Annotated in this window: 13 protein-coding genes; 7 read left to right on the plus strand and 6 right to left on the minus strand. The window is 44.5% G+C overall.

The window, feature by feature from the left end; genetic code table 11:
* Window positions 1-23: 23 nt before the first annotated feature.
* Complete coding sequence (locus BDI_RS07790) at window positions 24-1,133, plus strand: SusE domain-containing protein (RefSeq protein ID WP_005855818.1); 1,110 nt, start codon at window positions 24-26, stop codon at window positions 1,131-1,133.
* 275 nt (window positions 1,134-1,408) lie between these two features.
* On the opposite strand, the gene BDI_RS07795 is transcribed toward BDI_RS07790, so the two are convergent.
* Window positions 1,409-1,630 carry a winged helix-turn-helix domain-containing protein gene (locus BDI_RS07795; RefSeq protein ID WP_005855817.1) on the minus strand — a complete coding sequence of 74 codons (222 nt, stop codon included), beginning with the start codon at window positions 1,628-1,630 and terminating at the stop codon, window positions 1,409-1,411.
* A gap of 195 nt (window positions 1,631-1,825) precedes the next feature.
* Between BDI_RS07795 and BDI_RS07800 the strand changes: the two genes are divergently transcribed.
* Window positions 1,826-2,695, plus strand: coding sequence for a helix-turn-helix domain-containing protein (locus tag BDI_RS07800; RefSeq protein ID WP_008778253.1), 870 nt, complete (start codon window positions 1,826-1,828; stop codon window positions 2,693-2,695).
* A 7-nt stretch (window positions 2,696-2,702) separates the two neighbouring features.
* On the opposite strand, the gene BDI_RS21335 is transcribed toward BDI_RS07800, so the two are convergent.
* Both BDI_RS21335 and BDI_RS07805 read right to left on the minus strand, forming a co-directional pair.
* On the minus strand, window positions 2,703-2,828 hold the full coding sequence (locus tag BDI_RS21335) for a hypothetical protein (protein WP_009276337.1): 126 nt from the start codon (window positions 2,826-2,828) through the stop codon (window positions 2,703-2,705).
* A 146-nt stretch (window positions 2,829-2,974) separates the two neighbouring features.
* On the minus strand, window positions 2,975-5,017 hold the full coding sequence (locus BDI_RS07805) for a M13 family metallopeptidase (protein WP_009276336.1): 2,043 nt from the start codon (window positions 5,015-5,017) through the stop codon (window positions 2,975-2,977).
* 182 nt (window positions 5,018-5,199) lie between these two features.
* On the opposite strand from BDI_RS07805, the gene BDI_RS07810 reads away from it, so the two are divergent.
* Together BDI_RS07810 and BDI_RS07815 are read left to right on the plus strand one after the other, a co-directional pair.
* Window positions 5,200-6,735, plus strand: coding sequence for an alpha-N-arabinofuranosidase (locus BDI_RS07810; RefSeq protein WP_011966505.1), 1,536 nt, complete (start codon window positions 5,200-5,202; stop codon window positions 6,733-6,735).
* Between the two features lie 82 nt (window positions 6,736-6,817).
* Window positions 6,818-7,720: a nucleotidyltransferase gene (locus BDI_RS07815; RefSeq protein ID WP_005855808.1), complete on the plus strand. Its 903-nt coding sequence runs from the start codon at window positions 6,818-6,820 to the stop codon at window positions 7,718-7,720.
* 202 nt (window positions 7,721-7,922) lie between these two features.
* Here BDI_RS07815 and BDI_RS07820 read toward each other — a convergent pair whose 3' ends face one another.
* The 3 genes from BDI_RS07820 to BDI_RS07830 form a co-directional block, all read right to left on the minus strand.
* Complete coding sequence (locus BDI_RS07820) at window positions 7,923-8,948, minus strand: alpha/beta hydrolase (protein ID WP_011966506.1); 1,026 nt, start codon at window positions 8,946-8,948, stop codon at window positions 7,923-7,925.
* A 17-nt stretch (window positions 8,949-8,965) separates the two neighbouring features.
* The gene (locus BDI_RS07825) at window positions 8,966-10,129 is read right to left on the minus strand and encodes an aldo/keto reductase (RefSeq protein WP_011966507.1); all 1,164 of its coding nucleotides are present in this window, start codon (window positions 10,127-10,129) and stop codon (window positions 8,966-8,968) included.
* A 96-nt stretch (window positions 10,130-10,225) separates the two neighbouring features.
* Entirely contained in the window at window positions 10,226-11,500 is a 1,275-nt protein-coding gene (locus tag BDI_RS07830; RefSeq protein WP_011966508.1) for an MBL fold metallo-hydrolase, read from the minus strand.
* Between the two features lie 197 nt (window positions 11,501-11,697).
* Here BDI_RS07830 and BDI_RS07835 point away from each other — a divergent pair, with 197 nt between their 5' ends.
* The 3 genes from BDI_RS07835 to dinB all read left to right on the plus strand — a co-directional run bounded on the left by BDI_RS07835 (window position 11,698) and on the right by dinB (window position 14,291).
* A complete protein-coding gene (locus BDI_RS07835; protein WP_008780282.1) occupies window positions 11,698-12,369 on the plus strand; it encodes a peptidylprolyl isomerase in 672 nt (223 codons plus the stop codon).
* A 5-nt stretch (window positions 12,370-12,374) separates the two neighbouring features.
* On the plus strand, window positions 12,375-13,139 hold the full coding sequence (locus BDI_RS07840) for a peptidylprolyl isomerase (RefSeq protein ID WP_008780281.1): 765 nt from the start codon (window positions 12,375-12,377) through the stop codon (window positions 13,137-13,139).
* 90 nt (window positions 13,140-13,229) lie between these two features.
* Window positions 13,230-14,291 carry a DNA polymerase IV gene (gene dinB, locus BDI_RS07845; RefSeq protein WP_009276332.1) on the plus strand — a complete coding sequence of 354 codons (1,062 nt, stop codon included), beginning with the start codon at window positions 13,230-13,232 and terminating at the stop codon, window positions 14,289-14,291.
* The last annotated feature ends 4 nt before the right edge of the window (window positions 14,292-14,295 follow it).

Genomic DNA, 14,295 nt, shown 5'->3' on the forward strand with positions numbered 1-14,295 from the left:
AAACCTATTAATAAGTAACAATTATGAATAAAGTCAATATATTATCCATCGTGTTTGCGGGCATCTGTGCTTTTTCTGCCTGCACGGACGATAAAGATCCGGTTATCAATGACCTAAAGGACTCAGAAGGTAATAATATATCTTTTACCCTCAATGCTCCGAATAACAGTTCATATACTTTAATGCCGGAAAATGCCAGTAGTATCATCGATATTTTTACCTGTGAACAACCGGATTACGGTTTTGCGGCAGGTGTAACGTATACCGTACAAGTCTGTGAAGGAGGAACTGAATTCGAGAAATTCGAGTCGCTGCCAACTACCGGTTCCGGCGAAAAAGTCTTGATCAAGACATTCGAGCTGAATGATGCCATGAACAATTTGGGAATGGTTAATCCTACCGTAGCTTATAATGTGGACTTCCGTCTTAAAGCATTTATTAACGACAGTGTTCCCGAACTTTATTCGAACACGGTAAACATGGCGATCACTCCATATAGTGGCGCCCGTACCCAAGTTTATTTTGTGGGTGACATATTCGACAACGGATGGAACAATAACGACCCATCGATGCGTATATTCGCTGATGACGATGTCAATAATATGTTATTCACTTACACAGGTTTCGTAAAAGCCGGTAGCGCATTCAAGATCATTCAAACCCCGGGTGATTGGGGCATTCAATGGGGTTACGACAGCGACGGAGCATTAAGCAATGACGGCGGTAGCGGTAATATCGAAGGCTTCACGCAGGATGGCTATTATACGATCACGTTAGACTTGGCTGGTAACAAATACAGCATCGAACCTTATACCGGAGCGACAACCGAATACAAACAAATCTCCCTGATTGGAGACTTCAATGATTGGGGTGGTGATCTAGATTTACAACAGGCTAGTTACGACAAGCACATCTGGATCGGCGAGAAAATAGAGATTCCGTCCGATGGCGGTTTGAAATTACGTGCGGATCATGACTGGGCCGTAAGTTTCGGTGGCAGCAATAGTTTATGGAACGATAAACAAGGACAATTCGCCAAATTTGACGGAGGTGATAATGTAAAGGTTTCCGCCGGTACCTATTTTATCAAGTTTAATGACTTAACGAAACATATCATTCTACTAGCCGAATAAGGCATTACTTAAATTACCATCCTTTACTTGATTTAAAAGTCAAGTAAAGGTGGTAATAGATAAAAGTAACGCTTGTGTTTATGAATTATGCCTCAAAAGATATGTTTTAGAACATGATTTTGTTAAATCAAGTTAAGCAAATGAGATTTCCAAACTATTCATTATGCTACATAACATAAAATCTCTATATTTGCACTGTGTTTTTCATGGTATTAGATTTAAGGTTAACAATTGAGATTGGCTGTCCGTGATGGATAGCCTTTTTTTGTTTCCTTTTAATAGTACATATTGGATTTGATGCCATTGCTGACATACAACAAACCATTCTTTCTCGTGATATAAATATTGTTTTCTCTAGCCAACCAGCCAATAGCCAAGGCTAGGTCCTCAATACTTAAAGACAATTTACGGCTTAACTCTTGCGTAGATATTTCATTTACCTCGTTTAGCGCATGCCACACTTTTCCTGCGTTTAGTCCAATTCTTCCTTTTTCCATAATCAAAATATTTTTCTAGTAAACAAACTATATTCTTTTTGTTTCCTCTTTCCTACGATTAGTAGTCATTTGTAAAGTTCGCCCTTAAATTTTAGGGAATCAATATCCATTCTTTCGTTTCTATGTTCTATTTTTATTATCTTGAATAATAAGTATTTATTAATTCCTATATTTGAGACGAATTACCGATTAGATATGGAAAAGGAAATGCTCACATTCGATATCACGAACGATTTTATCGTCGGAGATCGTATCACAAAAGAGACGCTAAACAAATACAGCAAGCTGCCTCATAAGATAAAGGCAGGTTTGTTTCTCCTTTGTGTAGAAGGTTCCGTGCAGGCTTCTATCAATCTAGCGAAGTATACGATTAACAAATATGATTTCGTGACCTTAGTGCCCAGCAATTTTATCCAGTTTCATGAAATATCGGACGACGCACGTTTCTATTTCGCCGGATTCTCTTCGGAGTTTATGACAAACATCAATTTTATTAAATCAACCATGAGCTTTCTTCCCGTTATCACGGAACATCCGATCATGCCGCTGGAAGAATCTGTAGCTCAATTATATATTGACGGATACCGTTTATTGATACGTGCGCAATCCTTATCCCCGTCTTATTCTATGGTAAATAAAAACCTAGTCATCGCTTATCTCACGATATTCATGCAAGGAACGGCTGAGTTATATAAAAATCATAGCCATTGGACAAATGGAATCCGTACGCGCACCAATGAGATTTACCGTAAGTTTATCCAACTTGTCGTAGAGCATTATACCACCGAGCACAGCGTTTCTTTTTACGCCGCTCAATTAAATTTGTCGTTACCTCATTTCTGCACGACTATTAAGAAAGCGATCGGACTTACTCCTTTGGAAATCATCTCCTCCATTATCACGATGGATGCCAAGGCACAATTAAGATCAACAGACTTAACCGTAAAAGAGATCGCTTTCTCTTTAGGCTTTAACAACCTGTCTTTTTTCAACAAATATTTCAGGCAGCATACGGGAATGACACCTCAAGAATATAGAAGAATGAAAATTCCCTCAAGCACGTAGCCAGCAATCACTTCTTTAGTAAAACCATACCATCGATATCGGGCATCCATGAGCTCCATCCCATCGTGGGAGGATCATACGCAAAAACAGAAGATGCCAAGAAAAGTAAGGCGATTGATATATAGTTTCGCATGGTATAAAATTTTCATGTATAACGTTCTTAATCAAACAAAAATAAGAAAAGTGCATCAGACCGCCAAATCGGGATAAACGAAAAAAGGGAAGTATGCCTTTTTGACGTGACATACTTCCCTCATTTATATAAACTCTGTATTTGGGTTACCAGATAACTACCCGATCAGCCGGAGCCATAAACATCGGATCACCCTCTTTAATGTCAAAAGCGGCATAGAACGGGGCGATATTACGCAAGGCAGCGTTCACACGCCATTTTCCCAATGAATGCGGGTCGATCTTGGTACGACGACGGATCTCCTCGGGACGGATATTTTGTCCCCACAACGTCGCATATCCCAAGAAGAAACGTTGTTCATTCGTGAAGCCATCGATCGGGGCCGGAGTCTCTTTGCCCTTCAAGCTATTCAAATAAGCTTGGTGAGCGACCAACAAACCTCCGTGGTCGGCGATATTCTCACCCAACGTAAAACGTCCGTTGGCATGAAGCGTATCTATTACGATAATCTGGTCATATTGATCAACCAATTTATCAGCACGCTCCTTGAAACGAACAGCATCCTCGGCAGTCCACCAATCGATCAAATTACCATCCTTATCGTAGTTACGTCCCTGATCATCGAATCCATGCGTCATCTCATGGCCGATTACCACGCCAATAGCGCCATAGTTCACCGCATCATCGGCATCCGGATTAAAGAATGGAGGCTGAAGGATCGCAGCCGGGAAACAGATCTCATTCGTAGTCGGATTGTAATAAGCGTTCACGGTCTGCGGATTCATATGCCAACGAGACTTATCGACCGGCTTATCCACGTCCGCCAATTGATAGGCCATATCGAAGATGTTAGAACGGCGGACATTCGCCCAATAAGAATCGTCCTTGATCTCCAAGCCACTATAATCACGCCATTTGTCCGGATAACCTATTTTCACCGTAAAAGCGGCCAATTTCTCTTGCGCTTTCGCCTTAGTCGTATCGCTCATCCATTCCAAGCCATTGATCCGCTCGCTCAAAGCAGTCTGCAAATTCCCCACTAGCGTCAACATCTTTTCCTTAGAAGAAGCCGGGAAGTATTTCTCTACATACATCTCGCCGACAGCCTCGCCCAACGCACCGTTTACCGTATTCAACGAACGCTTCCAACGAGGTTGTTGTTCCTGCTTTCCGGACATTACCTTTCCATAGAACTCAAAATCAGCGTCTACAAAATCATCACTTAGGTACGGAGCCGCCGCACTCAATAAATTAAACGCCAAATAATATTTTTGCTCATCGACCGTCGTATTCTGCAAAGCCTTATTCATATCCTTATAGAAGTTGATTTGCTTCGCATCCAACTCTTTCAGCCCGGCTAATCCCATGGATTCAAAATATACATCCCAATCCAACGGGGATTCTATTTGCTTGAAATCCTCGTAAGCCAATTTATTATAGTTTTTCTGGGAGTCACGCAAATCCTCACGGCCATAAGAGATCTCAGCGATAGCCTTCTCTATTTTCATCACGGCATCCACCGCCGCATCCGCCTGTTCCGGGCTTGAGCCGGCCAACGTAAATAACTTATTTATATAAGCCCTGTAAGCGTCACGCATCTTAGCGGAACCTTCATCTTCCAACAAATAATAATCCCGATCGCCCATTCCGATACCAGCCTGATACAGCTGGACGATATTCATGGCACTATTCTTCTCGTCAGCGTCCACGAACAAAGCGAAGAACGGAGCCATGCCTTCCTTATGAAGCGTAGCCACCATCTTAGAGACATCCGATTTCGTCGCCAGCGCATTGATAGCGGCCAGTTCCTCTTTGATAGGAGCCACTCCATCGGCATTCAACTTCGTGCTATCCAATCCCATCGCATACAAAGCGCCGATCTTCCCGGCGACACTACCCGCCTCATGGGGCGTAGCGCTAAGTTCCTCGATCAATACCCGGAGCTGCTCTTGGTTATTCTCTAGTAATTGGTCGAAAGTTCCGAAACGAGCGTATTCCGGTTTCAAAGGATTATTCTTAATCCATCCACCACAAGCGTATTCATAAAAATCCGTACCTGCGGCAACCGTGGTATCCATATTCGCAGGATTAATAGCAGCGATCTTCACTACCTCTTTCTGAGGAGTGTTACAACTCGCTAAAGCGACTATCCCAGCCGCTAAAAACGGAAACATTTTTCTCTTTCTCATTTTGTTTAGTCTTTTGCCTTAAAACCTTACAAAGATACGATAAATACGCAAAAGAAAAACATGTACGTGTTTCTTTTAAAACATGTACGACTTTTTCCGAAAACACGTACGTGTTTTTCGAACGATAAAAGGATTTATATATTCAAGAATAAGTGTATCTTTGCCAATAAATCATTTATATCATGAAGAAACTAATAATCAGCGTTTGGGCATTTATCGCCCTTCCTTTATTCGCTCAACGAGACGCGAATATCCGTATTTATCTGGAGCAAGGTAACCAACAGATCAGTAAACATATTTACGGGCAATTCGCCGAACATCTAGGGAGTTGTATCTACGGTGGCTTATGGGTGGGACCAGAGTCCGACATCCCTAATACCCAAGGATACCGTACGGATGTCTTAAACGCGTTGAAGAAACTACAGATCCCGAACTTACGTTGGCCGGGCGGTTGCTTCGCCGACGAATATCATTGGATGGATGGAATCGGCCCCAAGGAAAATCGCCCGAAAATGGTGAATAATAACTGGGGAGGGACGATTGAGGATAATAGTTTTGGAACCCATGAGTTCTTGAATCTATGTGAGTTATTAGGTTGTGAGCCTTACATCAGCGGAAACGTGGGAAGCGGTACGGTTGAGGAAATGGCTAAATGGGTGGAATACATGACCTCGGAAGGAGACAGCCCTATGGCCAACCTACGCCGGAAAAATGGCCGGGATAAGGCATGGAAAGTCAAGTTTTTCGGCGTTGGGAACGAGAGTTGGGGATGCGGGGGCAGTATGCGACCGGAATATTATTCCGACCTTTACCGTCGTTACTCTACGTATTGCCGTAACTATGATAGCAATGTCTTGTTCAAGATCGCCAGCGGTGCCAGCGATTATGATTACAACTGGACCGAGACGCTGATGAAACAAATCGGCGGACGCATGGATGGTATCTCTTTACATTATTATACAGTAGGAGATTGGAACAATAAAGGCTCCGCTACCGATTTCAACACGGAGGATTATTACTGGACCTTAGGAAAATGCCTTGAGATAGAGGATGTCGTTAAAAAGCATATCGCTATCATGGATAAATACGACCCGAAGAAAAATATAGCCCTCATGGTAGACGAATGGGGTACTTGGTGGGATGTGGAACCCGGTACGATCCCCGGCCATCTGTTCCAGCAAAACACGATGCGCGACGCTTTCGTAGCCGCTCTTACCCTACATGTCTTCCACAAATATACGGATCGGGTAAAAATGGCCAATATCGCACAGATTGTCAATGTATTGCAATCCATGATCCTCACGAAAGGCAAGGACATGGTGCTTACGCCTACTTACCATGTGTTCGAGATGTACAAGGTTCATCAAGACGCTACCTTTTTGCCGATGGACTTAATCTGCGACAAGGAGAAAGTAAGAGACAACCGGGAAGTGCCGGTCGTAAGCGCCTCCGCATCCCGGGATTCGCAGGGTAAAATCCATATCTCGTTGGCGAACGTAGATCCCCGGCAAAGCGAGAACATCCATATCGACCTGCAAAACGTAACGATAAAGAGCGTGAACGGGCGTATCCTGACAGCGTCCTCCATAAACGACTATAACACATTCGATTCGCCGGAGAAGGTCAAGCCGGAAGTTTTCAAGGGAGCCAAGGTGGAAAAGGGAAAGTTAAGCGTCAGCCTGCCTCCCATGTCGATCGTCGTATTAGAAGTTTTATAAAAAGACGGACAATAACATGGCAATGTTTCTATAATTATTAACTTTGCCCGAAGAATTAAAAAACACATTAAAGAAACGCATTATGAAACCTACATTATTTGTATTGGCAGCCGGAATGGGTAGTCGTTATGGAGGATTAAAACAATTGGACGGCCTAGGTCCCAATGGCGAGACCATCATGGACTATTCTATTTTCGATGCTATTCGTGGCGGGTTCGGTAAACTTGTATTCGTTATCCGCAAATCTTTCGAGAAAGACTTCCGTGAGAAAATCATCTCCAAATATGAGAACCATATCCCGGTTGAAGTCGTATTCCAAGATTTGAACGATCTTCCGGAGGGCTTCACTTGCCCGGAGGGACGTGAGAAACCGTGGGGAACCAACCATGCCGTATTGATGGGCAAGAAGGTTATCAATGAGCCTTTCGCCGTAATCAACGCCGATGATTTCTACGGACGTGACAGCTTCGCCGTATTAGGCAAGCAATTGTCTGAGATGGATGGCAAGAAGAATGATTATTGCATGGTAGGCTACCGTGTAGGTAATACGTTGAGCGAGAGCGGTTCCGTAGCACGTGGTGTTTGCGCCACGAACGAGGAAGGTTATCTGACAGGCGTCGTGGAGCGTACCGCTATCGAACGTATCGACGGAGATATCCAGTTTGTAGACGAGAACGGAAAGAAGGTCGTATTGGAAGAAAATACGCCGGTATCCATGAATATGTGGGGCTTCACTCCCGATTACTTCGAGTATTCCGAGGAATATTTCAAGGAGTTCCTAAAAGCCAATATGGGTAATTTAAAGAGTGAATATTTCATCCCGTTGATGGTAAATAAATTGATCACGGAAGGAACAGCCCGTGTGAAAGTATTGGATACAACCTCCAAATGGTTCGGCGTAACTTACGCGGCGGATCGTCAAGGCGTTGTGGATAAGATCCAAGCCTTGGTAGACGCAGGCGAATATCCAAGCAAATTATTCTGATTATAAGGTCCTTATGGCTGATTCCTCAGCAGGAAGTAACAGCCGTGGCCTAAGACTCTTATCGTATCACCCTTGTGAAGCGATCTTTTCACCTCTGTGAAGCGATCTTTTCACGGGGGTGATACGATCTTTTCACCTCTGTGAAAAGATCAATACCTCCTAATGAAAACGATACTATATATATTTCCATTACCCAAAAGACCTAGTCCAAAGCTTTTGTATGTAACCATTCAGAAAGCAAATCCGCAACCTCTATATTATTTAAATCCGACATAGGGAAATGGGTATTGCCATGTAATCCTACCTCCGGTAAATGAATAACGGTGACATCCCCACCCTGATCATTCAGCATTTTTGCCCATATCTTCATCAAGCGCAAACGGCGTGTCCATTCATATAACTCCGGACGCTCATCGGTTTCGGGTAAATTATCTCCATAATAAATGACGATAGGGACCTTGGTATATTCCATGAATACGGACATAGGTACTTCAATGCCTTCCATTTTCTTGGAAAGCGTAATAAACTTAGCCTCCTCCGGCAATTGCCCTTCCGGAAAAGGAACCGCTCCACCCGGTTCGTATGATGCGATAGCCTTAATGTTTCTCGTCTTAAGCAATGTATTCCATCCAACGGGCCCGCCTTGCGAATGGGTAATAAATACGCCCGGGCCTATCTTGTCGAACAAAGCGGCGTAGGCATCCGAATAGACCTCAAAATCCGTCGTGCCAATAGTCGGCGTCATTTGACGAAAGTATTGGTCCAAGGTTTCCTTATCCCGCTTAAACTGTACTCCTTCAAAATAATCCGGCCAGATACCTACACGAAAACGGTTAAACCAAACCTCCTCGTCAAACGCCGGAGAAATTGTCACGCTCTCCGTACCTCTACCGGCGTTCCCTCTACGAGGCTGATCGACAAGATAGACACAAAACCGGCGACGTAAGAAAATATTCTGGAAGCCCTCACGCCCGTCGGGTGTGGTTTCCCATGTCTTAGAAAACTGCCCTACACCATGGGCGAATACCAATGGGTATTTCCTCGCTCCGACCGGCTTTTGATAAAATACGTACGCATGGTCGCCATGAAAAGTATGCCCTAATGAATCAACCAAGACCGTACCTCCAACAGCGAAGCTGCCTTGCTCATCCACCATCAGAACACGCTCATCTCGCTGTTTACATCCAACAAGCAAGAGAATGATACCAAGTATAAAAACAGGTCTCATATTTCCGATAGCTTAATCTATTTCTGTACTTTTGATTCCTGTAGCGCATTATAACGGCTTCCCACCACAGGGATAGCGGAAACGGCATCCTCTAATTCTCTCATTTCGCTAGCCGTGAAAATGATATCCGCAGCACGTAAATTCTCCTCCAGATGAGACAGCTTCGTAGTCCCCGGTATAGCTACGATCCAAGGTTTCTTATTCATTAACCATGCCAAGGCAACTTGTGCGGGCGTGATCCCCCGTGTCCTCCCAAAAGCATTCAGCACTTCCACGATCCGCATATTGGCACGGATAGCTTCCGGTTGAAAACGAGGTAAATCTTGACGATTGTCGTTTTCCGGATCAAATCGAGTATACTCGTTAATCAAGCCTCCCAAAAAGCCTCGATTTATCGGACTATAAGGAACAAAACCAATACCCAATTCCTCACACAACGGCAATACGCTCTCCTCCACGGCACGATGCATCAAATGATATTCACTCTGTATAGCCGTAACAGGGCAGATCCTATGGGCACGGCGGATGGTATCGGCATTCACCTCGCAAAGTCCGAAATGCAATACCTTGCCTTCTCTGATCAATTCGTTCACGGTCTCAGCGACGACCTCAATCGGAGTGTTCGGGTCCGCACGATGCTGGTAAAACATACCGAGAGTTTCTACTCCAAGATTGCGAAGCGAGTTCTCGCACACCTTACGTATATTGTTGGGAGAACTATCTTCCTCTGTCTTGATTTGTACGCCATCCACAAACTTATGCCCAAATTTAGTAGTTACAAATACCCGGTCCGAATAACCTTTCAACGCTTCGCCAACTAATCGTTCATTCGTTTGATAACCATAGCTCTCTGCCGTGTCGAACAAAGTAACACCACGATCGATGGCCTCATGTACCAAAGCGATTACTTGCTTCTTGCCGGGATGCTGGCCGCGATGATGATTCAATCCCATACAACCAAATCCCATAGCCGATACAACCATGGAAGCCGTACCACTTCCCAATGTCCGCTTTACACCGACCACGGCATTAGTTTTACAATCCAAGGCCGAGGGTCCTTGCCTGTTCACGCCCTCACAGGCAACCATTCCATTGAATACGGAAGAAGCACAGATCCCTGTTCCTGCCAATACCGCCGACCTCAAAAATCCCCGACGGCTTATCTCATTGTACTTTCTCATAACTTATGACCTTTCTAATTAATATTCCATTCACGGCAAAAATACTACGTTCCTACATCCAAACATGTATCAAAACCACAGATAGACATACCAATTTCATCGGTCATACTCCTTATCCGTCACAGCCCGGAGCTGTACGGCATGATTCTCGATCGCATGTTCCGTAATGGTCATACACACGATAGAGCTACCCGGTGTCGCCCCATTCCAATGGCGTACATTAGGAGGTGTCACGATCACATCACCCTTCCGGATCACACGTTTCTCTCCTCCTTCCTCTTGATAATATCCTTCTCCATCAAGTACTAACAAGGTTTGTTCGGCATCCGGATGGTAATGCCAGAAATTACGACTGTAAGGTTTGAATATAAAATGCGCGATCATCGTATTACCAGACTCCTTCAACAAGGAGACATAGACATCCCCCGTATTATACTCCGACGAAGCCTTTGCGTCAGCAGGGAAAATCAATGTCTCGGCACTTTGTTCACCCTCGCTAGAGCTGAGAGCTACAAGGTCAAAAGCTTCTCCCGGGGCTAAGACATGAACACGTTCCGGATTGAAGATACGCTCTTCTAGCATTTTAGGGTCGGCATTGAATGGTTTCATATCGGGAGCATCCACCGTTCCCCAATGAGACAGGAGAAGCTGCGCTTTAGGATAAGCATTTGCGATCTTTATGGCTCCCTCCAATCCTATATGCCATGAATCATCCGAAAAATCAAAGAAAATCACGTCCGGGGCAGGTAATTCCAAGAACTCAGGAAGAAAGCGGGAATCTCCCGGTGCCCAAATTAAGCCATCCGGTGTTTTCATGAGGAAACCACAATAATCTTCAACCTTAAATTCACGCGTATATCCCGGATACTCATTTTGCCACGTATGGTAAGCCGGAGTTAACTTGATAGAAATCGGACCAACATTAAAAGTCTCCCCGATACGATGTCCGAAAGAGTTCAAACCCTGTGCTTCCATCAAAGAATCCATGTAGAATGTAGAATGATATTCCCGGCATACAGAAGACATTTCCGTACAAGTAGGAACACTGTAATGATCATTGTCGCAATGAGTGATCAATACCGCATCCAAATGGGGAACATCTTTAGGGGCGATCGGCATATTTATTAACAAAGGCATATCAAATCCCTTCAACATAGGATCGACCATCAAACACGTACCACGGCTATTAATCAGAAAGCCAGCGTTCCCCAACCAGCGTATAACCGTATGCCCGGTTGACTCAAAAGCCTCTTTGCAGAAAGGTTGTGATGCAGGAGGGATGGCTTGACCCTTTTCATTATAAGAAAACTGAGCCTTTATGTTTAAGACAATCCCCCCTAAAATTAAAATAGCTAAGATACTTGCTCTCATAGTATATTGAATTTAGAGTTTTAAATTTCTATGACAAAATTACCTAGATTCAACATAAAACGATGTGCACATATTACAGATGTTTGTAACGCTATTACGGTTTCCTACCAAAGAAATCATGTTTAGACCTATTCCTTTGATCATAGATATCGATATTTATTCTTATTTTTGTCCATCTAAAACTAATAGAAATAAATATGAGACGGATTCTTACGATGTTGTTTGTTTCGGTATTTATGCTTTCGCTATGCCCGCTGCATGCGCAAGAGACTGAGACATTGGTGCTGATTGATACGGATATGGGTAAGATTAAGGTGAAACTGTTCAACGACACGCCGTTGCACAGGGATAATTTTATCAAGAACGTAAAAGAACACCGTTACGATGGATTATTGTTCCATCGGGTTATCAAGCAATTCATGATACAAGGAGGCGATATCAACTCGAAAGACGCTCCCTTGGACGCACATCTGGGCGACGGAGATCTAGATTACACCATCCCCGCCGAGTTCGTGTATCCGAAATATTTCCATAAGCGGGGAATGCTCTGTGCCGCACGTACCCCGGATGAGGAGAATCCCGAGAAGGCCTCATCAGCGACTCAATTCTATATCGTAACCGGAAAGTTCTTTACGGAGATGGAGCTAGATAAGATGACCAAGGAGAAAGGCATCAAGTTTACGCCGGAGCAAAAAGAAGCCTATATGCTGGAAGGCGGAACGCCTCATCTGGACGGCAACTATACGGTGTTCGGAGAGGTTATACAGGGTATGAAAGTCGTGGATAAGATACAGTTCGTCGAGACGAACGCCGAAGACAGGCCCACGAAGAACATAAAGATCAAGTCAATGAAACTCATAGAAAAATAAGTAAAATGGAAAATCAAGCAACTGAGACAAAGGTGCTTATGCACACCAACAAAGGAGATATAAAGTTGAAATTATATAACGACACGCCATTACATCGTGATAACTTTATCAAGTTGGTAAAAGAAGGGCAATATAACGGCTTGCTGTTCCACCGTGTGATCAAGGATTTCATGATACAAGGAGGTGACGTAACTTCCAAGGATGCCCCAATGAACAAGCAACTGGGAGCGGGCGATCTGGGCTATACCGTTCCCGCCGAATTCCGTTACCCGAAATATTTCCATAAGAAAGGAACCCTTTGCGCCGCACGTACCGGAGACGAAGTGAACCCGGAAAAGGCCTCTTCCGCCTCCCAATTCTATATCGTAACGGGGAAAAAGTATTCGGAACAAGAGTTGAACCAGATGGAAAAGCAACTGGAAGGCCGTCTGAAACAAGAGATATTCGCCCGCCTGCAAAACGAGAACAAGTCTAAGATCATGGAATTCTATCGCAGTGGTAACAAGGAAGAACTGGCGATCCTTCGTGATACCTTGATCGGCAAGACCGAGCTGGAGGCCGAGAAGCGGAAAGACGAGGTAAAGTTAAACCCGGAACTCCGTGAGGCTTACAAGAATGTAGGTGGCGTACCGTTCCTCGACAATCAATACACGGTTTACGGAGAAGTGGTGGAAGGCATGGATGTCGTAGACGCCATACAGTCCTCCAAGACCAACAAGCAAGATCGTCCGACCGAGAATATCGTCATTAACTCCGTAGAGATCTTATAATGCGGTTATCGGCTTCATAAACCGACGAAGGGGCTTATCGCGAATATCAGTAATAAAAGAGCTATCTTGAGAAAGATCATACATATCGATATGGATGCCTTTTATGCCTCGGTGGAACAACGAGACAATCCGGAGTTGCGAGGAAAACCCCTAGCGGTCGGGCATGCGGAGCAGAGAGGCGTAGTAGCCGCCGCTAGCTACGAGGCCCGGAAATATGGGGTACGTTCCGCCATGGCGTCTCAAAAAGCCAAACGTTTATGCCCGGACCTGATATTCGTACACGGAAGGATGGACGTATATAAATCCGTCTCACGCCAGATCCACGAGATCTTCCACGATTATACGGATATCATAGAACCCCTTTCCTTGGATGAAGCCTTCTTGGATGTCACCGATAATAAACAAGGCATCTCTCTCGCTGTAGATATCGCCAAGGAGATCAAGAAACGGATCTGGGAAAACTTGAACCTGATAGCGTCAGCGGGAGTCTCCTACAACAAATTTCTAGCGAAAATAGCCTCGGATTATCGAAAGCCCAATGGATTATGCACCATCCATCCAAGCCAAGCCCTCGATTTCATAGCACGTCTTCCCATTGAGTCCTTTTGGGGAGTAGGCCCCGTAACAGCCCGGAAAATGCATACACTCGGTATCCACAACGGGCTGCAATTACGGGAATGTTCGGGGGAGATGCTTACCCGCCAGTTCGGAAAGGCGGGAATACTTTATTATGAGTTTGCCAGAGGTATAGACAACCGTCCCGTAGAAGCGGTACGAATCCGGAAGTCGGTAGGTTGCGAGCATACGCTAGAAAAAGATATCTCCCGCAAATCCTCTGTTATCATCGAGCTTTATCACGTAGCGACCGAACTTATCGGCAGGCTGGAACGTTCCGGATTCAAGGGAAACACACTTACCTTAAAGGTCAAGTTCCACGATTTCAACCAAATCACGAGAAGCCTCAGCCGTCCGGAAGAGTTAACAACCTTAGATAAGATCCTTCCCTTGGCCAAGGAATTGCTGAAAGAAGTGGAATATACCGAGCATCCCATCCGACTGATCGGCCTATCCGTATCTAATCCCGTAAAAGAGGAGCCTCATACGAAAGACCGTTGGGAACAATTAAGTTTTGAGTTCAGCGACTGGAAATAATACT

The organism is Parabacteroides distasonis ATCC 8503 (assembly GCF_000012845.1).
Classification (GTDB): domain Bacteria; phylum Bacteroidota; class Bacteroidia; order Bacteroidales; family Tannerellaceae; genus Parabacteroides; species Parabacteroides distasonis.